This is a genomic window from Streptomyces sp. TRM68367, from assembly GCF_014495685.1.
GTDB lineage: Bacteria > Actinomycetota > Actinomycetes > Streptomycetales > Streptomycetaceae > Streptomyces.
The window spans coordinates 1-20,056 of the sequence record NZ_JACTVI010000125.1 but is presented as its reverse complement, the minus strand read 5'-3'; the positions used below and the strand labels follow the sequence as shown (position 1 = coordinate 20,056).

Below are 20,056 nucleotides of genomic sequence, written 5' to 3'. Positions count from 1 at the left end.
CGCCATGACTGACGGCCTATCAAGACCGAGCCCTCGCGCGCAGGCGATCTACCGAACTCCTGATCCGAACTCCAGACAGAACCTAGTGGCGCAGATCGACTTCACCGAGTGGACCCGCGACGGCATACTGCGCCATCCGCGCTATCTGGGGGTGCGGGACGACAAGAAGCCACAGGACGTGGTGCGGGAGAGTGGGGCCGCGTGACGGCGGAGGGCAAGGGCCGCCGTTGGTCACAACAGCCAGGGGCCGTCGGTCAGAACAGCGGTGTCAGGGACTGTTCGGCCCAGATCGTCTTGCCTCTGCCGGTCTGGCGGCTGCCCCAGCGCTGGGTGAGCTGGGCGACCAGGAGCAGTCCCCGCCCGCCCTCGTCGAACGCGTGGGCGCGGCGCAGGTGCGGTGAGGTGGAGCTGCCGTCGGAGACCTCGCAGATGAGGGTGCGGTCGCGGATCAGGCGCAGCTGGATGGGCTCGGCGCCGTACCGGATGGCGTTGGTGACCAGCTCGCTGACGACGAGTTCGGTGACGAACGCGGCCTCGTCCAGGCCCCACACGGACAACTGCTCGGTGGCGGCCTGCCGGGTGGCGGCCACGTGTGCAGGGTCCGGCGACACGTCCCAGGTGGCGACCTGGTCGGCGCCGAGGGCCCGGGTGCGGGCCAGCAGCAGCGCCACGTCGTCGCCGGGCTCCTCCGGCAGCACCGCCTTCAGCACGGTGTCGCACAAGGTGTCGAGGGTGTCGGTGGAGGCGGTCAGGGCGCGGCACAGTTCGGCGGTGGCGTGGTCGACGTCGCGGTCGCGGTCCTCGATGAGTCCGTCGGTGTAGAGGGCGACGACGGAGCCCTCGGGCAGCGTGAGCTCCGTCGCCTCGAACGGCAGCCCGCCGACGCCGAGCGGCGGCCCCGCGCTGAGGGGAACGAGGTGCGCGGTGCCGTCGGGCAGTACGACGGCGGGCGCGGGATGTCCCGCGGCGGCCATGGCCAGGCGACGGGAGACGGGATCGTAGACGGCGTAGAGGCAAGTGGCGCCCAGTTCGGCGACCTCCTCGTCGGCGTTGTCGTCGGAGGCCAGGTGGGTGACCAGGTCGTCGAGGTGGGTGAGCAGCTCGTCCGGCGGCAGGTCCACGTCCGCGAGGGTGCGCACGGCCGTGCACAGGCGGCCCATGGTGGCCGAGGACGGGATGCCGTGGCCGACGACGTCGCCGACGACGAGGGCGACCCGGCTGCCGGACAGCGGGATGACGTCGAACCAGTCGCCGCCGATGCCGGCCGCCGACCCGGAGGGCAGGTAGCGGTGAGCCACCTCGACGGCCGCCTGGCCGGGCAGTCCGCGGGGCAGCAGGCTGTGCTGGAGGGCGAGGGCGGTGGTGCGCTCGCGGACGAAGCGGCGGGCGTTGTCGATGCAGACGGCGGCCCGGCTGGCCAGTTCCTCGGCGAACACGGCGTCGTCGGCGGCGTAGTCCTCGGGCTGTTTGATGCGGACGACCACGGCGACGCCCAGGGTGGTGCCGCGGGCGCGCAGCGGCACCGCCATCATCGAGTGGGCGCCGATGCGGTAGGGCTGTCCGTCCGGGGAGCGCGCGTTGCGCTCCGCGACCCAGCGCATGAACGGGGGCTCGCCCGCCTGGCTGAGGATCGCCCGCCCTTCCCGCATGGCCTGGACGAGCGGGGACAGGGAGGGGTAGGAGTCCGCCTCGCCCAGGTGGACGGCCGCTTCGGGGGTGCCCTCGGTGATGGAGCCGTGGGCGACTCGGCGCAGCAGGATGGCCGCGCCGGGTACCGCCGGTGCTTCGTCGGCGCCGAGGACCCAGTCGAACAGGTCGACGCTGGCGAAGTCGGCGAACCGGGGCACGACGATCCCGATCAGCTCCTCGGCGGTGTGTACCACGTCGAGGGTGGTGCCGATGGTGGCCGCGGCCTCGTTCAGCAGGGCCAGCCGCTGCCGCGCCCAGTACTGCTCGGTGCTGTCGAACGCGGCGAGCGCGGTGCCGAGGATTTCGCCGGAGGCGTCCCGCACCGGCCACATCTCGGTGGTCCAGGCGTGTTCCCGGTTCAGGGCCGGGGCGCCCGTGTAACTCTCGTAGCGCGTCGGGTGGCCCGTCTCGGACACCTGGCGCAGGTGCTGTAGGAAGCCGCGGCTGTGCTCGGCGTCCTCGACGGTCTCGGGGAAGTGCCGGCCGACCAGGATCTCCTCGGGTACGCCCATTACGTGGCAGGCGGCGTTGTTGAGCCGCAGATAGCGCTGGCTGGTGTCGAAGACGGACATCGACATGGACGCCTGCTGGAAGGCCTGCCCTGCCAGGGAGGTCTCCGCGCCGCCCGGCTGTTCGGCGGTGACCACGTATCCCGCGGGTGCGCCGTCCGGGCCGGTCACCGCGCAGGGCCTGAGGCGGAGCGCGACGAGCGAGCCGTCGTGGTGCCGTAGCAGGACGGTGCCCGACAGCTTGGGCTCCGCGTCGGGCGGCGGGTCCTCGGCGAGCAGCTCGCGTACGGCCCTGCCCACGACCTCGTCGGCCGGGTATCCGGTCAGCCGCCGGGCTCCGTCGCTCCACCCGGTCACAATGCCGCGGGCATCGATGACCACCGCGGCGGAGGCGTCCTCCATATCGTCCAGGATTATCCTTTTGCCGCCCCGTATCAACCGCGGCGGCACTTGTGACAGCCGTGATTGTGTCAGGTCCGGTGGGCGCGCAGCGCGGCGAGCGCGCGGTCCGCGTGGGTGTTCATCCGCAGTTCGCTGCGCACCACGTCAAGGACGGTGCGGTCCTGGGCGATGACGAAGGTGACGCGCTTGGTGGGGGCCAGGGAGAAACCGCGGGTGGCGCCGAACCGCTCGCGGACCGTGCCGTCGGTGTCGGACAGCAAGGGCATGCCGAGGGTGTGTCGGCCGGAGAACTCGGCCTGCCGTTCGACCGGGTCCGCGCTGATACCGACGGGCTGCGCGCCGACGGCCGCGAACTCGGTGGCCAGGTCCCGGAAGTGGCAGGCCTCGGCGGTGCAGCCGGGGGTCAGGGCGGCGGGATAGAAGAAGAGCACGACCGGGCCGTCGGCGAGCAGCTCGGTGAGGCGGCGGGTGGTGCCGGTCTCGTCGGGCAGGGCGAAGTCGTCGACTGTGTCGCCGGTCTCCACACGGCGGGTCACGACCGGCCCTCCCCGCTCCGGGCGATGCCGCGGGCCCACAGCACCAGCGGCACCTGCAGCGGCAGCCGTCCGAGGGCCAGGGCCCGCTGCGGGGCGGGGCGGTGCCGCCAGTCCACGGCCATCTTCACGTTGGCGGGAAACACGCCGACGAAGAACGCCGCCGTGGCCAGCGCGGCGGCCTGCCGGGTGCGCGCCAGCGCGAGCCCCGCGGCCAGCGCCAGCTCGGCGGCGCCACTGGCGTACGTCCAGGCCCTGGGCGTGCCCGGCAGGGCGCGCGGGACCGTCGCGTCGAACGGGCGGGGCGCGGCGAAGTGGGCGACGCCCGCGGTGGCCAGCAGGCCGGCGAGCAGCAGGGGGGAGCGTTGGGACCGGGGCACGGATCCTCCTGGTGGTGGCCTGACGCGGATATTACTGGGGCGTAAGCGGCGGGAGGATGCCGGGGGTTGGGGAGCGGACGTGCGGGCGACGCGGGGGTGTGCGGTGCGTGCCCGGACTGAGGCCCGTCTCTCGGATCAGCCCGTCTCGCAGGGACGGTGCCTGACAGGTCCTAGCGGCGGTTGTGGGTGCCCGGCGTGTAGCCGAAGGAGCGGCGGAAGACGTCAATGAAGGCTGGTTCTCCCTGGGCGGCAACGCCGGCTTCGCGCTGGCGCCGCTGCTCGTCGCCGCGGTCGTCGCCACGGGCGGGCTGCGTGCCTCTCCCCTGCTGGTCGTACCGGCTCTCGCGGGGGCGGTGCTGTGCTCGGCTGCGGTGCGGGCGGCGGGGGCGGCTCACCGGCCGGCCGTCGCCGGGGCCGCTCGCAGGCCGGCTGTCGGTGCGGTGGTCGACGCGCCGCCGCCCGCTGGCGCGGGCCTGGCGGGACCGCCGCTGCCGGCCCCAGTGACGACTGGGCGTCGTTCCTCCGTCTCTCCGGTGCCGTCGTGTGCCGGTCGATCGTCTTCGTCGGGCTGAGCGCGTTCGTGTCGCTGTACGTCCGGGAGCGCACCGGCGGTGGGGAGGCGGCGGGGACTGCCGCGTTGTTCGTGCTCCACCTGGGCGGTGCGGCGGGCACGGTGGCGGGAGGCCGGCCAGCGGACCGGTACGGGCGGCTGGCGGTGGTCCGCCGTTCGTACGTGCTGACCGTTCTGGCGGTCGCCGGCGTGGTGCTGGTGCCCGGACCGGCGGTGTATCTGTGCGTGACGCTCGCGTCGGCCGGTCTGTACGTCTCCTTCTCGCTGCACATCACCCTGGGCCAGGACTACCTGCCCCGGCGGGTGGGCACGGCGAGCGGCGTCACGCTGGGGCTGGCCGTCAGCGTCGGCGGGATCGCGGCGCCCGCGGTCGGTGCGCTCGCCGACGTGACGTCGTTGCAGCTCGCGCTGCTGCCACTGGTCGCCCTGCCGGCCGTGGACCGGCTGCTGCTCGTCGGGCTGCGCGAGCCCGCGCCGCCGGGACCGTCGGCGGCCGCCCGCACGGCGGCGGGTGATGTCGGCGCACGGTGAGCGCGTGGACGGGTCAGGCCGTGCCTGCCGTCCCGGCGGGCTGCTGTTCCTCCTCGACGGTGGCAGCGGCGGCGAGGAAGTCGTCGACCATGCGGTGGAAGAGGGAGGCGAGCTGCCGCAGGTCCTCGGGCTCCCACTGGGACAGGGCCAGCTGCATGCCGCGGGCACCGGCCGCGCGGATGCGGCTGATGGCCTGGCGGCCGGCGTCGGTGAGCTCGATGCGCTGGGCGCGGCGGTCGTCGGGGTCGGGGACCCGGCTGACACAGCCGGACTTCTGCAGCTGCTGCACCGTGCGGGTCACGTGCGAGGCCTCCACGCCCAGCCGGGCGGCCAGCTCCCCCGGGCGCAGCGCCTCGGAGTCGGCGACCTGGCGCAGCAGCGCCACGGCGGCACGGTCCAGCGGCACCCCCGCCATGGCCATCAGGCGGTCGTGCTGCCGGGCACGCGTGCTCAGGTAGGTGATGCGGGTGAGCGCGCGCTCGATCTCGGCCACTTCCGGGGACACGGGGACGTCGGGGAGCGGTTGTGTGGACATACGAGCCACTTTACCATCTCGTTGCGTAACTCAACTAATTGAAGTCAACCAGTAGACGCATCGACGTGTCCGCGAAGGTGCAGTCGGCGCTGGTGCCCTATCTGACGGCCTGGCGTTCGTGCTGCTGCTCGTCGTCTTCCGGTCCGCCCTCGTGCCCCTCAAGGCGGCGCTCGGCTTCCTGCTGTCGGTGCTCACTGCGCTCGGCTCGGTCGTCGCCGTCTTCCAGTGGGGCCACGGCGCCGGCCTGCTCGGGGTCGAGGAGACCGGTCCGGTCATGAACCTGATGCCGATCTTCCTGGCGATCGGGTTCGGGCTGGCGGTCGCCGTCCTGTTCGACGCGTTCGTGGTCCGCGTGGCGTTCGTGCCCACCGTGCTCGCTCTGCTCGGCGACCGGGCCAGGTGGCTGCCCGGATGGCTGAACCGGCTGCTGCCGAACGTCGGCGTGGAGGGCGAGGCGCTCACCCAGCGGGCCGCCGCCGTACCGGCCCCGGCCGAGACGGCGCCCCCGGCGCGAGTCTGATCCCCCTGGCCCCACGTCCGAGGGCCACCCGTGTCACGACACGGGCGGCCCTCCGCGGCCGTCCGGACGCATCATCGTCCACGATGGTCTCAGCCCCCGACCGGAGAACCCATGGCCCTCACCCTGGAGCGGTACACCGCGCGCCATCCGCACCTCACGCATGCGGCGCCGGTCATGGCCCTGCTCGGCCTCGCCATCCTGGGCGGCGTACTCAGCCCGCCCGGTGCCGAGCAGCCGCCCAGTCTGCTGCCTCACATGGTGCTCTCGGTCGTCGCCTGCGTCTCCCTGCTGGGGCACCGCCGGCACCCGCGCGCCGTGACCGTCGTCGCCGTGGGCTGCACTGCGGCCGCCGCCACGCTGGGCTATCTGCTCAACCCACTGTTGATGGCACCGGCCATGGGAGCGCTGTACTGGCTGGCGGCGTTCACCGACCGGCGGACCGCGCGGCGCTACCTTCTCGGCGCCATCGCCTTGGTGGCGGTGAGCACCACGCTGCTCGACCCGAACCCGTATCCGCTGATCGTCAAGACGGTCAGCCCGGCCTTCTGGTTGCTGCTGCCGGTGGCGGCGGGCACCGCGGCCCGGATACGGCAGGCCTATCTGGAGGCCATGAGGGCACGCGCCGAGCACGCCGAGCGCGCCCGGGAGGAGGAGGCGCGCCTCGGGGTCGCCGAGGAGCGGATGCGCATCGCCCGGGACCTGCACGACGTCGTGGACCATCACCTGGCCCTCGCACACGCGCAGGCGGGCACCGCGGCCCACCTCGCGCGCGTCCGCCCCGACCAGGTCGGGGAAATCCTCACCGGTCTGTCCGGCACCACCGCGGAGGCGCTGCGCGAACTCAAGGCCGCCGTCGGGCTGCTACGCCAGGCGGATGGCACCGACGACCCGTTGCAGCCGGCGCCGGGACTCGCGCGGCTCCCCGAGCTGACCGCCGCGTGCAGGGCCGCCGGAGTCGAGGTCACCGTCACCATCGCGGGCGAGGCACCGGTGATCTCGCCCGCGGTGGACCTCACGGCGTTCCGCATCGTGCAGGAGGCCCTCACCAACGTGCCGGGCCACGGCTACGGCCTCATGGGCATGCGCGAGCGGGCCCCGCTCCGTCGGCGGCACGCTGCGCGCCGGGCATCGCGCCGAGGGCGGGTTCGAGGTCACCACGACGCTGCCGCTGCATCCGCGCGCTCCGGGAGCGGACGGCTCTGCGCCCGCTCTCTCCGGCAGCCTCCAGGCTCCGCCGCCGGACACCCCCGGGACCCCACCACCCAACACCCCTCACGCACCGCGACCGGGCAACCCCCGGCCCCCGCAAGCCGACGCCGCTCACGCACCACCACCGGACACCCCCGGGACCCCACCACCCGACACCCCTCACGCACCACCACCGAGCACCTCCCTGACCTCACCGTCCGACGACCCCCAGGCCCCACGACCGGAAGACCGCTGCGCATGACGATCCGTGTACTGCTCGCCGACGACCAGGCCCTGCTGCGGGCCACCTTCCGGATCCTGATCGAATCGTGCGAGGACATGGAGGTGGTCGCCGAGGCGACCGACGGCGCCGAGGCCGTCGGCCTGACGCGCACCCACCGCCCCGACGTCGTCATCATGGACATCCGCATGCCCGGCACCGACGGCCTCGCCGCCACGTCCGCGATCTGCTCCGATCCGGAACTGTCCGGCACCCGTGTGCTGATCCTCACCACGTTCGAGATCGACGAGTACGTGGCGCAGGCGCTGCGGGCCGGGGCCAGCGGTTTCCTCGGCAAGGACGTCACCGCCGACGGGCTCATCGACGGCGTCCGGACCGTGGCCGCGGGCGAGTCGCTGCTGTCGCCGCTCGCCACCCGCGCCCTGATCACCCGTTTCCTGGCCTCCCCCGAGCAGAGCTCCCGGCTGGCGTCGCCGGAGGACCTGGCCTCCCTCACCGCGCGCGAGCGCGAGGTCATGGCCCGGGTGGCCGAGGGGCACTCCAACGACGAGATCGCCGAGAAGCTCTTCGTCAGCCCGCTGACGGTGCGCACCCATGTGCACCGGGCGATGACGAAACTGGGCGCCCGCGACCGCGCCCAACTCGTCGTCGTCGCCTACCAGTCGGGGCTCGTGCGGGCCGCGCCCCCGCCGTCCGGGGAGCGCTGAGGGGCGGCGGCACCGCGAGCCGCGGTCGACGCCGGTCCGCCAGGCAGGTCCAGGCCCTCGGGCCGCCGGCGGCTGGTGGCGTGTGGCTGAGCGGGGATCGGCGAACCGCCGGCGGTCGGCGCCTGTGACATCCGGCGCTGTCGCCTGTCGGCGCCGTTCAGGCGAAACCGGCGGGAAACGGGCGTGGCCGCGCGCGGGTGCGTCGAGAACTCACCCGTGGACCTGCCGCTGATCGCCCCGATGCTCGCCACGCCCGGCACGCTGCCGCCCGCCACGCAGGAGGCACGCTGGGCGTACGAAACCAAGCAGGACGGCCAGCGCGTGGTGGTCTATCTCGCCGGGGACGGCAGTGTGGCGCTGCGTGCCCGCTCGGGGCAGGACATCACGGCCGCGTACCCCGAGCTGGGGCCGCTCGGCGGGGCTCTCGGCAGCACGTCCGCGGTGCTGGACGGGGAGATCCTCGCCCTGGACGCGGAGGGCCGCGCGAGCTTCCAACTGCTGCAGTCCCGCATGGGCCTGGCCCACGCGCCCGGCAGGGCGGCGCGGCGGGCGGCGACCGTACCGGTCCACCTGGTGCTGTTCGACGTGATGCACCTCGACGGGCACTCGCTGCTGCGGCTGCCCTATGCGCGGCGCCGCGCGCTCCTGGAGGGCCTCGGCCTCGTCGGCCCGGCCTGGTCGACTCCGGCCGCGCTCGTCGGCCACGGCGAGCAGGCCCTGCGCGCCACCCGCGAGCACGGCCTGGAGGGCCTGGTGTGCAAGCGGCTGGACTCGCTGTACGAGCCCGGGGTGCGCTCCCGCGCCTGGATCAAGATCCGCAACATGCGCAGCGAGGACGTCATCGTCGGGGGCTGGCTCTCCGGCAAGGGGCGGCTGACGGGCCTGCCGGGCGCCGTGCTGGTGGGACAGCGGGCGGCGGGGCGGCTGCGGTACGTCGGCGGGGTGGGCACCGGCTGGAGCGAGGCCGAGCGGACCGAACTGGCCGCGCTGCTGCATGCCGCCGCGACCGACGCGTGCCCCTTCGACCCGGTGCCGCACGCGCCGGGTGCGCACTGGGTGGTGCCCCGGCTGGTCGGCGAGGTCCGCTACAGCGTCCGTACCCGCGACGGCATGCTGCGCCAGCCGTCCTGGGTGCGGCTGCGGCCGGATCTGATGCCCGAGGAGGCGGCAGCCGACCTTCCGGACGACTTGGTGTGATCCCTGCGCCGGCTGCGAAGTGTTGGGGCGTGATTCACCGATGAGACGCCTGCACCCTCTTGGCATGGACGCGACTAATGGGGAGGCTGAACTGCCTTGCCCCCCACAGCCGTTGGGCTGCGCCCGCATCAGGAGGAGGACGCAGTGTCGTCACCCGTGCTCTCAACTCGCCGCAGGCGATGGCTCACCGGTGTTGCCGGTGCCGCCGCGCTCGTCGTCGCCTTCCCCGCCACCGCCTTCGCCGCCCCGCCCGGCGCGCTGCCCGCCAACGCCGAGGCGGCGGAGCAGGCGTACCAGCCCGCCTACGACTACGACACGGACGGCTGCTACCCGACCCCCGCGATCGGCCCGGACGGCACGGTCAACGGCGGCCTCAACCCGACCGGCTCCCTGAGCGGCGACTGCCGGGACGCCTCGGACCTGGACAACACCAACGGCTACTCGCGCTCCAAGTGCAACAACGGCTGGTGCGCCTACATGTACGGCCTGTACTTCGAGAAGGACCAGGCCGTCGCGGGCAGCAGCATCGGCGGGCACCGGCACGACTGGGAGCACGTCGTGGTGTGGGTGCAGAACAACACGGTCCAGTACGTGTCGACGTCCAACCACGGCTCGTACACCGTGCACGCGCGCTCCGCGGTCCGCCTCGACGGCACGCACGCGAAGATCGTCTACCACAAGGACGGCGCCAGCACGCACTGCTTCCGGCTGGCGGGCTCGGGTGACGAGCCGCCGGAGAACCACAAGGGCACCTGGCAGTATCCGCCGCTGGTCGGCTGGAACGGCTATCCGGCGGGGCTGCGCGACAAGCTGAGCGCGTACAGCTTCGGCAGCGCCAACTTCGGCCTGAAGGACGCCAACTTCGCGAACAACCTGGCGTCGGCCAAGCCGTCCGGCATCCCGTTCGACCCGAACGCCTGATCCGGCCGGTTCCGGGAGCCCGGGCGACTCCCCGCCCGGGCTCACCGCCCCGAACCCGGACCGGCGTGCGGTGACGTGCGGCACGGGCGGTACGGCACAGGCGCACCCTCGTGAGGGTCTATCGTGTCCGCATGTCCGTCCCTGAACTGATTCGTATCGTCTCCCGCGACTCCCCCATGGCGCTCGCCCAAGTCGAGCGTGTACGCGCCGAGTTGAGGGCCCTCCACCCCGGGGTGCGCACCGAGGTCGTGCCGGTGAAGACGACCGGGGACAAGTGGATGGGCGATCTGTCCAAGGTCGAGGGCAAGGGGGCGTTCACCAAGGAGGTGGACGCCGCGCTGCTGGCCGGCGAGGCCGATCTCGCGGTGCACTGCGTCAAGGACGTGCCCGCCGACCGGCCGCTCCCGGCGGGCACGGTGTTCGCGGCGTTCCTGAAGCGGGACGACATCCGGGACGCCCTGATCCGCCCGGACGGCCTGACCCTGGACGAGCTTCCGGCCGGGACCCGGATCGGCACCTCCTCGGTACGGCGGGTCGCCCAGCTGGCCGCCACGCATCCGCACCTGGAGTGCGTGCCCTTCCGCGGCAACGCCAACCGGCGTCTGGCGAAACTGGCCGCCGGCGAGGCGGACGCGCTGCTGCTGGCGGTGTCCGGCCTGGAGCGCATCGGCCGCCGTGACGTGATCAGCGAGGTCCTCTCCCCCGAGACGATGATGCCGCCGATCGGCGCGGGCATCCTCGCCCTCCAGTGCCGCGAGGACGACACCGAGCTCATCGACGCGGTCAGCGGCCTCGGCGATCCGGACACCTACCGGGAGGCCGCCGCGGAGCGGATGTTCCTGCACGTCCTGCAGGGGCACTGCAACAGCCCGATCGCCGGGTACGCACGCGTGGACCGGGGCGGCGAACTGTCCCTGCGGGCCTGCGTGTTCACGCCGGACGGCAAGACCCGGCTGAACGCCCACGAGTGGGCGGGCCGCCTGGACCCGGCCACCCTCGGTACGTCGGTCGCCGTGGCCCTGCTGCGCCAGGGCGCCCGCGAGATCATCGACGGTATCCCGCACTGAGGTCCGTCATCCGGATTGGCCCGCTCCGGGGCATGGTGCCCGACTGGACCAGGGGTGATCCACCCCTGGGCGGTCCACTGACGCCCGATCAGGAGGTGCCTTCCTCCGCCTGGTCCCGCAGGAAGGCGCTCACCTGGTGCGCCAGGCCGTCCTCGCGGCCCGCGCCGGAGCCGGTCCCGGCGGGGCCCTCCTCGTGTACTCCGATGCCGCCCGCCCACACACGGCGGCCGGTCCACTCCTCGTCGACGCGCAGCTGGACTTGGACGTCGACATGGCTCAGGGCGGCCTCCGGACCCGCGGCATACAGCACGGCGGTGACCCGGCGCAGCGGATAGACGTCGAAGCCCTCGATGAACTGCGAGTTGCGCCAGTCGAGGAACGCGCTCTCGCCGTCCGGGCCGATCCGGACGTCGATCTGGCCGTCCTCCAGGTGGATGCCGAAGTGCCGGTCGCCGCGGTTCTCCACGGTCACCCGCAACCGGAAGTACGTCAGTGACTCGGCGGCGTCGTCCCGGGCGCGCGGCGGTTCGGCCGTCTCCAGCCGGTGCACGCGCACCCGCAGACCGGCATGCTCGTCGTACTCCTGCCAGTCCCCGACCACGTTCGGCTCGTACACGGTGCACCTCTCGACATCTCGGAGCTGCTTCTCTATCTGTGCGCTCAAGCCACTGTCAAATGAGCAGAATGCGCTGTGGCCAGGCAGTTCACCCCTTCTGATCGCTGATCAAGCCATGCGCAGGAGGAATCCGGCAACAGTTGCTGAAAGCGCTTGCCGGGGCGTGCCGCACATCACGTCCACGGGTGAAGATCAGCGGGCCAGCCGGCCCAGGAGGGCCGAGGCCGCGGTGATGCCGAGCGCAGCGGCCACGGCCAGCACCGCGAAGTCGGCCGCGAGGTGGTGGGGCGTGCCGAGGAGGAGGCCGCGCAGGGCGTCGACCTCGTAGCTGAGGGGGTTGGCCTTGCTGACCGCCTGGAGCCAGCCGGGCATCAGCGACAGCGGGTACAGGGCGTTGGAGCCGAAGAACAGCGGCATGGTGATCGCCTGCCCGAAGCCCAGTAGCCGGTCGCGGCTGAGCACGATACCGGCGATGGTCATCGACAGGCAGGAGAAGAAGGCGGAGGCGAGGACGACGACGGCCTGGACGAGCGACTTGACCCCGGCCGCGAACGCCTTGCCGGTGATCAGGGCCGCGCGCGGTGTCGGTGTCACCAGGAGCTTGTTGAGAATTCCGGCGTCCCGCTCCCAGATGATCTGGATGCCGTAGAAGATCGCGATGAACATCGCGGACTGGGCGATGATGCCGGGCGCCAGGTAGTCGATGTAGGGGATGCCGCCGGTGGGGATCGCCCGCAGGTGCGTGAAGGTCTGACCGAAGATCAGCAGCCAGAGGGCGGGCTGCACGGCGCGGGTGTACAGCTCGGTGCCGTGCCGCAGCTTCTGCAGTTCGACCGCGCACATGGCGGCGACGCGGGCGGGCAACAGGCGCCAGCCGGCCCGTGGTTCGGGCGGCCGCAGCAGCAGGCCGATGCCGGGGCCGGGGTCGCGGTCAGCCGACGCGGTGGGCGGTGCGGCGGGTGCTTCGGACATCGCGGAAGTCTCCTGAGTCGGCGTCGAGACCGCTGCCGGCGACGTCGCGGAAGACGTCCTCCAGGGTCGGCAGCGTGTCCGTGCCCCTGCGTTCGGCGAGGGTCCGCCGCAGCTCGTCCGGGGTGCCGAGGGCGCGGACGCGGCCCCGGTGCATCAGGCCGACGCGGCCGCAGTACTGGTCGGCCTCGTCCATGTAGTGGGTGGTCACGAGTACGGTCATGCCGGTGGCGGCCCGGACCGCGCCGATGTGTTCCCACACGCCGGTGCGGGCGATCGGGTCCAGGCCGATGGTCGGTTCATCGAGGATCAGCAGGCGGGGCGCGCTGACCAGCGCCTGGGCGAGTTCGAGACGGCGGACCATACCGCCGGAGTAGGTACCGGCGAGCCGGTCGGCGGCGTCCGCGAGGCCGACCGCGGCCAGGGCCTGGGCGACGCGTTCGGCGCGCTCGCGGCGCGGTACGTCGAAGACGCGGGCGAACAGGGCGACGTTCTCCCGGCCGGTGAGGCCGGCGTCGGCGGACAGCTGCTGCGGGACGTAGCCGAGCAGCCGCCGTACGGCCATGGGCTCCTTCGCGGCGTCGTGGCCGAAGACGCGGACCGTGCCGGCGGGGACCGGCAGCAGGGTGGTGACGCAGCGGATCGCCGTGGTCTTGCCGGCACCGTTGGGGCCGAGCAGTCCGAAGACCTCGCCCTCCCGGACGCCGAGGTCGAGTCCGTCCACGGCGGTGGTCTCGCCGAAGGTGTGGACGAGGCCGGTGATGGTGATGGCCTTCTCGGCGGCGGTGTTCCGGGTCATGTCTCGTCGGCCTCCTCGCGCAGGGTGACGGCCAGGGTGCGCAGGGCGGGCAGCGCCGCGCACAGCGCCGCCCGGTCCGCCGCGCCGAGCCGGCCCAGCTGGTGTCGTACGACGTCGGCGCTGCGCCTGCGCCACTCGCCGAGCCGTGACCAAGGACGGGTCAAGAGCCGGGCCACGAGTCGCGAATTCACGCCACGCATTCTTCCGATTGCACAACGTGCAACTCCGATGCGAATTCCCCGGGCTTTCGACGACGATGCAGAATCGTCCGGTCGCCCGGAGTCATGACATTCCATGAATTGTTTTGAATCTGGGCATTCCGGGAATGTGCATTTCAGTGCTTCGGCCAGGAGGCACGTCCGTGGGAGCCGGATCATCGGGCCCTCGGTGTCTCCCTGAGGTCCGGGTCGCCTCCCGTGGTGTCCGTCCATCCAGCACCTGCTCAGGAGGTGCGCACCATGCCTGCAGCGGGCAGGACGAAGCAGCACCCGCATGACGACGCCCCGGACACGGCGGAGGATTTCGCACGCCTCGCCGCTCTGCCGGAGGGCCCCGAGCGCCGGGCCCTGCGGGACGAGCTGGTCCGGGCCTGGTTGCCGATGGCCGAGCGGATCGCCGTCCGCTTCCGTGGCCGCGGCGAGTCCCTGGAGGACCTCTACCAGGTGGCGGCCCTGGGTCTGGTGAAGGCCGTCGACCACTACGACCCGGCGCGCGGCAACGCCTTCGAGGCGTACGCGGTGCCGACGGTCACCGGCGAGATCAAGCGGCACTTCCGCGACCACATGTGGACCCTGCACGTGCCCCGGCGGGTACAGGACCTGCGCAACCGGGTGCGGGTGGCCGCGAAGGAACTGTCCCAGACGACCTCGGGACGGCCCCCGACGGTCGCCGAGATCGCCGAGTTCGCGCACCTGAGCGAGGGCGAGGTGCGCACCGGGATGGAGGCGCTGGAGTGCTTCTCCGCGCTGTCGCTGGAGGCGGAGATGCCCGGCACCGACGGGTACGCTCTCGGCGACGCGCTGGGCGGTCCGGAACCCGCGTACGACACGGTCGTGGACCGGGTGGCCGTCACGCCGTGCCTGCGGGCGCTCCCGGAGCGCGAGCGGACCATCCTGTACCTGCGGTTCTTCGGGGGCATGACGCAGAGCCGGATCGCGCAGCAGCTCGGCATCTCGCAGATGCACGTCTCGCGGCTGCTCAGCGCCTGCTTCGCGCGGCTGCGCGAGGAGATGCTCGCCGATACCCGCTGAGCGGCTGGGCCACGCCCCGCGCGGCCCAGCTCACTCACCTCTCCGGCGGTGCGCCGGGAATCTGGGTGGGGCCGTAGCGGTCCAGGGCGTCTTCGAGTTCGGCCCGGATTTCCTCCGGCATGGTGCCGGTGCGGCCCCAGATGAGAATCATTTCCGCGACATTGCGCAGCTTGGTGTTCGTGTGCTGCGAGACGTCCTTCAGTACGGCCCAGCCCTGGTCGGGCGCCACCCGGCCGAGCGCGACGATCATGCCGATCGCCTGGTCCACGACGGCGTGCGAGACTACCGCCTCCTTCAACTGCTGGACCTCTTCCTGCAGCTCGAAGATCCGCTCCGAGCCCCCGTCCGTGGGCATGGTCACCTCCGGGTACGGTGCGATGCTCTGGCGTGCCGCGAATGCTCCGACCCATCTATCGTCGTCATTCGCCCCGCACTGTGCCACTGGGCTGCCCGGGAAGTTTCCGGCGCCGTTTCGGCGGCGCGGCCGGGGTACTCGACAGGCGCCGGGAGCGGTTCCGGTTGGACACTGGTGTCGGACCGGTGCCTGCCGGCCGACGAGATCAGGACGCGACTGCCATGAACCACGACTCGACCTCCCGCGCCGGTACGGCGCACGTAGTCTCCACGCACTCCATTTTCGGCGCGCCCTGCTGGGTGAGCCTGACCAGCCGTGATCTGCCGGCGACCGAGGAGTTCTACGGGGCCGTGCTGGGCTGGCAGTGGCGGCCGGGCAGGCTCGGCGACCGGTTCCGGATCGCGACGGCGGACGGGGCGCCGGTGGCCGGGATCGCGGGCGTGGCCACGATGTGGCAGATGGCGGTGGCGTGGACGCCGTACTTCGCGGTGCGGAGCGCGGACGAGGCCGCGTGGCGGGCTCAGGAGCGCGGCGGTACGGCGGCGGTGGGGCCGCTGTCCTTCCCGCCCGGGCGGGCGGCGCTGCTGGCGGACCGGGACGGGGCGTCCTTCGGGATCTGGGAGGGCGAGCTGTTCACCGCCTGGGAGACCTGGCGACGGGCCCAGCCGGCGTTCATCAAGCTCCACACGCGGGACGCGTTCGACGCAGCCATCTTCTACGGGGAGGTCCTGGAGTGGGCCACGGACCGCCCTGGCTGCTGCGAGGTGCACTACGAGGGCGGTGAGGTGGTGCTGCGCAGCCGCGGGGACGTGGTGGCGCGCATCGAGTCGGGGGCACTGGAGGAGGCGCCCGATCCCGCGATCCGGCCGCACTGGCAGGTGCACTTCACGGTCGCGGACGTGACGGCCTGCGCGCGGGCCGCGGAGCTGCACGGCGGCAGCGTGCTGTCGAAGGGCAGCGACGAGGCGGTGCTGCGGGACCCCGACGGCGCGCAGTTCACGGTGACCTCGCGGCGCGGGCGCTAGGTGTTCTGTCCCGGGAGGTCGTGGGTGCGGGGCGGGTGGGTGAGCAGGACGAGGCTGCGGGCGCCGACCGTGACGGTGGTGCCCGCCTTGTGCTCGCGTTCGTCGGGGACGCCGTCTGCGTCGGCGGTGTCGAGAAGCGTCGTCCAGCGCTCGCCGTACCTGACGTCGGGCAGGCGGAAGTCGACCGGTTCCCAGTGGCTGTTGAGCAGCAGCAGGAAGGAGTCGTCCACGACGGGCCGGCCGCACTGGTCGGGTTCCGCGATGGCGTCGCCGTTGAGGAAGACGCCGACGGAGTGGGCGTCGGAGCGCTGCCAGTCGTCGTCGGTCATCGCGCCGGCGTCCGGCAGCAGCCACACCAGGTCGGGCAGCGACTGTCCCTTGCGCTTGCGGGTGTCGCCGCGTGTGAGGGTGTCGCCGCGGAAGAAACGGCGCCGGCGCAGCACGGGGTGGGCGGCGCGCAGCGAGATGACGTACCGGGTGAAGGCGACGAGGTCGCGCTGCCCGGCGGTGAGTTTCCAGTCGGTCCAGGAGATCTCGTTGTCCTGGCAGTAGGCGTTGTTGTTGCCCCGCTGGGTGCGGCCCAGTTCGTCGCCGTGGGCGAGCATCGGGATGCCCTGCGACAGCAGCAGCGTGGCCAGGAGGTTGCGCTGCTGCCGACCGCGCAGTTCCAGCACCGCCGGGTCGTCGGTCTCGCCCTCGGCGCCGCAGTTCCAGGACCGGTTGACGCTCTCGCCGTCGCGGTTGCCCTCGCCGTTGGCCTCGTTGTGCTTGTCGTTGTACGACACGAGGTCGCGCAGGGTGAATCCGTCGTGCGCGGTGACGAAGTTGATGCTGGCGCGGGGGCGGCGCCTGCTGTGTGCGTACAGGTCGGCGGAGCCGGTCAGCCGGGAGGCGAACTCGCCGAGGGTGTGCTCCTCGCCGCGCCAGAAGTCCCGTACGGCATCCCGGTACTTGCCGTTCCACTCCGACCACAGCGGCGGGAAGTTGCCCACCTGGTAGCCACCCTCGCCCACGTCCCAGGGTTCGGCGATCAGCTTGACGCGACTGATCACCGGGTCCTGCTGGATCAGGTCGAAGAACGCCGACAGCCGGTCCACCTCGTGGAACTGCCGGGCCAGGGTGGCCGCGAGGTCGAAGCGGAAGCCGTCGACGTGCATCTCGGTGACCCAGTAGCGCAGCGAGTCCATGATCAGCTGGAGGACGTAGGGGTGCCGCATCAGCAGGCTGTTGCCGGTGCCGGTGGTGTCGTAGTAGTGCGCCCAGTCGCCGTCCACCAGGCGGTAGTACGAGGCGTTGTCGATGCCGCGGAAGGACAACGTGGGGCCCTTCTCGTTGCCCTCGGCGGTGTGGTTGTAGACGACGTCGAGGATCACTTCGAGGCCGGCCGCGTGCAGCGCCTTCACCATGGACTTGAACTCCATGACCTGCTGGCCGCGGGTGCCGTGGGCGGCGTAGCCGTTGTGCGGCGCGAAGAAGCCGATGGTGTTGTAGCCCCAGTAGTTGGACAGGCCGCGGCCCTGGAGCACACCGTCCTGGACGTACTGGTGCACCGGCATCAGTTCGACGGCGGTCACGCCCAGTGAGGTCAGGTGCTCGACGACCGCCGGGTGGGCGAGGCCCGCGTAGGTGCCGCGCAGTTCGGGCGGGACCTCGGGGTGGGTGCGGGTCAGGCCTTTGACGTGGGCCTCGTAGATCACCGTGTCGGCGTACGGGCGCTGCGGCGGGCTGTCGTCGCCCCAGTCGAAGGCCTGGTCGGTCACGACGCCGAGCATGGTGTGCCCGGCGCTGTCGGCCGGGTCGGGGCGGCCCGGGGTGCGCTCGTAGAGCGAGGGGTGGTTGTCGATCTGCCCGTCCACCGCGCGGGTGTACGGGTCGAGGAGCAGCTTCTTCGGATTGCAGCGCTGGCCGACGGCCGGGTCCCACGGGCCGTGCACCCGGTAGCCGTAGCGCTGGCCGGGGCCGACGCCGGGCAGGTAGCCGTGCCACACGAAGCCGTCCACCTCGGTCAGCGGGACGCTGCTGTGGCTGCCGTCGTCGTGCACGAGGACGAGGTCGACGCGGTGGGCCACCTCGCTGAACAGCGCGAAGTTGGTGCCCTTGCCGTCGTGGGCTGCGCCCAGGGGGTAGGGGCGCCCGCTCCAGGCGGGCACCCCTGCTCCGCGGCGCCGTTTCGCGGTCACCGGGCGTCCTCCAGGGCAGCGCCCGCGGCGTCCTCCAGGGCAGCGCCCGCGGTGTCCGCCAGGGCGGCAGCCGCGGTGTCCTCCAGGACGCCGCCCGCCGTACTCGCCGGTCCGGCCAGCAGGGCGGCCGGGACCTCGCGGGGCACCTGGAGCCCCTCGCGCAGGGTGGGCGCGGGCGCGGTGGGCACCAGCGGGACGCGCTGGCCGGCCCGGGCGCGCTGCGAGAACCAGATGACCTTGCTGCCGGTCTCCGCGGCGCAGCAGCCCCAGCCGTCGCTCATGGCGGCCAGGTGCTCCAGGCAGCCGCGCAGGTCCTGGTCGGGGCGCAGGGCGGTGTCGTTGTCGGCGACGGCGGTGATGAGGTGCTGGCCGTTCCACCACATCTCGATCGAGGTGTTCTTGTCCGTCGCGTGTTCGTCGATGGCCTTCAGCAGCATCTCTGCGGCGTGGCAGACGGGCTCGACGAGGTTCTCCAGGTCCCAGAAACGGAGGTGAGCGGCCAGAATGCGCCTGACCTGTCCGACCCGTTCCGGGCTGACTTCCACGTCGAGGTGGTAGTAGCAGGGCACTGCGGTCTTCATCGTCGTTTGCTCCTCACCGCGAAGGTCCACGCTCCTCATCGGTCCCGCGGACCGAGCCCCGAACACGAAGCGTGAGCACTGATCGCTTCTGAGTGACTCCAGAGTGGGAGTGCTACGCCATTCGTGCAACACGAGCGCACATCTGAGGTGGTCGGGTCACATGAGAGACCCTTCGAGCGACCGATGCGCGCGAATGGTTGAAGATCCAACAGGACGCTGGGTCGCCACCCGTGCACCATGAGTGAAGGCTTCGACCGCCGTAACGGACCCGTGCCCCGGCGCGCACGGACCACCGGCCCGACCGTCGGGACACGTCCGTCGAGCCCCGGGAGGTGAACGGTGCCATGCTGCTGCCCTCGAAGACCGAGGTCGCCCGGCAGTTGCGGCGGTACCGGGCCTGGGAGCGCGTGATGCTCGCGTCCCCCGCCGACCGCACGGTGCGGGCCACGTTCGAGGACTCGGGCTACACCCTCTGCGTACTGATGGGGAAGCGCTGCGCGCGGGAGGCGGCGGACGCCGCCGAGCGGTATCTGCGCACGAGCCCGACGGCCTACTTGCGGGAGCAGGACGGACGACCCGGGCCGCGCGGCGCGGGCCGGCGGGGTCCGCCGGCGACGGAACGCCGTATCCCGGTCGGTATGTAGCGCCTTCCGGCGCGGCTTGTCCCTTGGCCGGGCCTTCGGGCCCGGCTTTCGAGCACGACGGAGGTGAGACCCATGAGGACGACCGAGGCGATCGGCCGCATCCCTGTAAGGGATGTGCGGCCGGCCGTGGAGTGCGGCAGACGTCCGGCGAAGGCGGCCGTCGGCGAGACGTTCGAGATCTCGGCCACCGTGTTCCGTGAGGGACACGACGCGGTCTCCGCCAACGTCGTCCTCACGGATCCCGCGGGCCGTCCGGGCCCGTGGACTCCGATGCGGGAGCTGACGCCGGGCACCGACCGGTGGGCCGCCGAGGTGACGCCCGGCGCCGAGGGCCGCTGGACGTATCACGTGGAGGCCTGGAGCGACCCGGTGACGACCTGGCGGCACACCGCCGGCATCAAGGTCCCGGCCGGGATCGATGTCGGGCTGGTACTGGAGGAGGGTGCCGAGCTGTACGCTCGGGCGGCCGCCGGGGTTCCGGAGGATGCCGGGCGTGCGGTGCTGCTGGAGGCCGCGGCGAAGCTGGGCGACGACTCGCTGCCGGGGATGTGGCGTCTTGCGGCGGCGTTGACGCCGGAGGTGGACCGGGTGCTGGCCCGCCACCCGCTGCGCGAGCTGGTCACCGCCTCGCAGACACTGCCCCTGC

21 protein-coding genes and 3 pseudogenes are annotated in these 20,056 nt (G+C 72.4%); 12 read left to right on the top strand and 12 right to left on the bottom strand.

Features of this window, described 5'->3' with window-relative positions:
- A pseudogene (locus H8R17_RS40470) lies at positions 1–205 on the top strand (hypothetical protein); the annotation flags it as partial.
- Between the two features lie 49 nt (positions 206–254).
- On the opposite strand, the gene H8R17_RS40465 reads toward H8R17_RS40470, so the two are convergent.
- The 4 genes from H8R17_RS40465 to H8R17_RS49605 all read right to left on the bottom strand — a co-directional run bounded on the left by H8R17_RS40465 (position 255) and on the right by H8R17_RS49605 (position 3,908).
- Positions 255–2,600, bottom strand: coding sequence for a SpoIIE family protein phosphatase (locus tag H8R17_RS40465; protein WP_187828188.1), 2,346 nt, complete (start codon positions 2,598–2,600; stop codon positions 255–257).
- A 68-nt stretch (positions 2,601–2,668) separates the two neighbouring features.
- Positions 2,669–3,136, bottom strand: a complete 468-nt coding sequence (locus H8R17_RS40460) for a peroxiredoxin (protein WP_316959684.1) — start codon at positions 3,134–3,136, stop codon at positions 2,669–2,671.
- Positions 3,133–3,513 (bottom strand): hypothetical protein, encoded by a 381-nt coding sequence (locus H8R17_RS40455; RefSeq protein WP_187828187.1) that lies wholly within the window; start codon positions 3,511–3,513, stop codon positions 3,133–3,135. Before H8R17_RS40455 ends, H8R17_RS40460 begins: the two co-directional genes overlap by 4 nt.
- A 170-nt stretch (positions 3,514–3,683) precedes the next feature.
- The gene (locus H8R17_RS49605) at positions 3,684–3,908 is read right to left on the bottom strand and encodes a hypothetical protein (RefSeq protein WP_399477942.1); all 225 of its coding nucleotides are present in this window, start codon (positions 3,906–3,908) and stop codon (positions 3,684–3,686) included.
- Between the two features lie 146 nt (positions 3,909–4,054).
- Between H8R17_RS49605 and H8R17_RS49600 the strand changes: the two genes are divergently transcribed.
- Positions 4,055–4,615 (top strand): MFS transporter, encoded by a 561-nt coding sequence (locus H8R17_RS49600; protein ID WP_399477939.1) that lies wholly within the window; start codon positions 4,055–4,057, stop codon positions 4,613–4,615.
- A 13-nt stretch (positions 4,616–4,628) separates the two neighbouring features.
- Here H8R17_RS49600 and H8R17_RS40445 read toward each other — a convergent pair whose 3' ends face one another.
- Complete coding sequence (locus tag H8R17_RS40445; protein ID WP_187828186.1) at positions 4,629–5,150, bottom strand: MarR family winged helix-turn-helix transcriptional regulator; 522 nt, start codon at positions 5,148–5,150, stop codon at positions 4,629–4,631.
- Positions 5,151–5,194: 44 nt separating this feature from the next.
- Here H8R17_RS40445 and H8R17_RS40440 point away from each other — a divergent pair.
- The 6 genes and pseudogenes from H8R17_RS40440 to hemC form a co-directional block, all read left to right on the top strand.
- A pseudogene (locus H8R17_RS40440) lies at positions 5,195–5,670 on the top strand (MMPL family transporter); the annotation flags it as partial.
- A gap of 111 nt (positions 5,671–5,781) precedes the next feature.
- Positions 5,782–6,483 (top strand): annotated as a pseudogene (locus H8R17_RS40435) (histidine kinase dimerization/phosphoacceptor domain-containing protein); the annotation flags it as partial.
- A 633-nt stretch (positions 6,484–7,116) separates the two neighbouring features.
- Entirely contained in the window at positions 7,117–7,806 is a 690-nt protein-coding gene (locus H8R17_RS40430; protein ID WP_187828185.1) for a response regulator transcription factor, read from the top strand.
- A gap of 216 nt (positions 7,807–8,022) precedes the next feature.
- A complete protein-coding gene (ligD, locus tag H8R17_RS40425) occupies positions 8,023–9,003 on the top strand; it encodes a non-homologous end-joining DNA ligase (protein ID WP_187828190.1) in 981 nt (326 codons plus the stop codon).
- A 144-nt stretch (positions 9,004–9,147) separates the two neighbouring features.
- Positions 9,148–9,924 carry an NPP1 family protein gene (locus H8R17_RS40420; RefSeq protein WP_187828184.1) on the top strand — a complete coding sequence of 259 codons (777 nt, stop codon included), beginning with the start codon at positions 9,148–9,150 and terminating at the stop codon, positions 9,922–9,924.
- A gap of 131 nt (positions 9,925–10,055) precedes the next feature.
- On the top strand, positions 10,056–10,991 hold the full coding sequence (gene hemC, locus H8R17_RS40415) for a hydroxymethylbilane synthase (RefSeq protein WP_187828183.1): 936 nt from the start codon (positions 10,056–10,058) through the stop codon (positions 10,989–10,991).
- An 88-nt stretch (positions 10,992–11,079) separates the two neighbouring features.
- On the opposite strand, the gene H8R17_RS40410 is transcribed toward hemC, so the two are convergent.
- From H8R17_RS40410 to H8R17_RS40395, 4 genes are all read right to left on the bottom strand, one after another.
- Positions 11,080–11,607: a hypothetical protein gene (locus H8R17_RS40410; protein WP_187828189.1), complete on the bottom strand. Its 528-nt coding sequence runs from the start codon at positions 11,605–11,607 to the stop codon at positions 11,080–11,082.
- A 192-nt stretch (positions 11,608–11,799) separates the two neighbouring features.
- Positions 11,800–12,579 carry an ABC transporter permease gene (locus H8R17_RS40405; protein ID WP_187828182.1) on the bottom strand — a complete coding sequence of 260 codons (780 nt, stop codon included), beginning with the start codon at positions 12,577–12,579 and terminating at the stop codon, positions 11,800–11,802.
- Positions 12,539–13,375 (bottom strand): ABC transporter ATP-binding protein, encoded by an 837-nt coding sequence (locus tag H8R17_RS40400; protein WP_187828181.1) that lies wholly within the window; start codon positions 13,373–13,375, stop codon positions 12,539–12,541. The genes H8R17_RS40405 and H8R17_RS40400 overlap by 41 nt, the downstream gene beginning before the upstream one ends.
- Positions 13,372–13,566 carry a hypothetical protein gene (locus H8R17_RS40395; protein WP_187828180.1) on the bottom strand — a complete coding sequence of 65 codons (195 nt, stop codon included), beginning with the start codon at positions 13,564–13,566 and terminating at the stop codon, positions 13,372–13,374. The genes H8R17_RS40400 and H8R17_RS40395 overlap by 4 nt, the downstream gene beginning before the upstream one ends.
- Before the next feature lie 267 nt (positions 13,567–13,833).
- Here H8R17_RS40395 and H8R17_RS40390 point away from each other — a divergent pair, with 267 nt between their 5' ends.
- Entirely contained in the window at positions 13,834–14,625 is a 792-nt protein-coding gene (locus H8R17_RS40390) for an RNA polymerase sigma factor SigF (RefSeq protein WP_187828179.1), read from the top strand.
- A 34-nt stretch (positions 14,626–14,659) separates the two neighbouring features.
- Here the strand turns inward: H8R17_RS40390 and H8R17_RS40385 are convergent, their stop codons facing one another.
- Positions 14,660–14,980, bottom strand: a complete 321-nt coding sequence (locus H8R17_RS40385) for an ANTAR domain-containing protein (protein ID WP_187828178.1) — start codon at positions 14,978–14,980, stop codon at positions 14,660–14,662.
- 221 nt (positions 14,981–15,201) lie between these two features.
- Here H8R17_RS40385 and H8R17_RS40380 point away from each other — a divergent pair, with 221 nt between their 5' ends.
- On the top strand, positions 15,202–16,005 hold the full coding sequence (locus H8R17_RS40380; protein WP_187828177.1) for a VOC family protein: 804 nt from the start codon (positions 15,202–15,204) through the stop codon (positions 16,003–16,005).
- Here the strand turns inward: H8R17_RS40380 and glgX are convergent.
- Together glgX and H8R17_RS40370 are read right to left on the bottom strand one after the other, a co-directional pair.
- Positions 16,002–18,185, bottom strand: coding sequence for a glycogen debranching protein GlgX (glgX, locus tag H8R17_RS40375; RefSeq protein WP_187828176.1), 2,184 nt, complete (start codon positions 18,183–18,185; stop codon positions 16,002–16,004). The genes H8R17_RS40380 and glgX overlap by 4 nt on opposite strands.
- On the bottom strand, positions 18,182–18,766 hold the full coding sequence (locus tag H8R17_RS40370; protein WP_262505887.1) for a pep a2: 585 nt from the start codon (positions 18,764–18,766) through the stop codon (positions 18,182–18,184). The genes glgX and H8R17_RS40370 overlap by 4 nt, the downstream gene beginning before the upstream one ends.
- A gap of 344 nt (positions 18,767–19,110) precedes the next feature.
- On the opposite strand from H8R17_RS40370, the gene H8R17_RS40365 reads away from it, so the two are divergent.
- Positions 19,111–19,410: a DUF5133 domain-containing protein gene (locus tag H8R17_RS40365; protein ID WP_187828175.1), complete on the top strand. Its 300-nt coding sequence runs from the start codon at positions 19,111–19,113 to the stop codon at positions 19,408–19,410.
- Positions 19,411–19,482: 72 nt separating this feature from the next.
- On the top strand, positions 19,483–20,056 hold a 574-nt coding region (locus H8R17_RS40360; RefSeq protein WP_187828174.1), incomplete at its 3' end, for a maltotransferase domain-containing protein.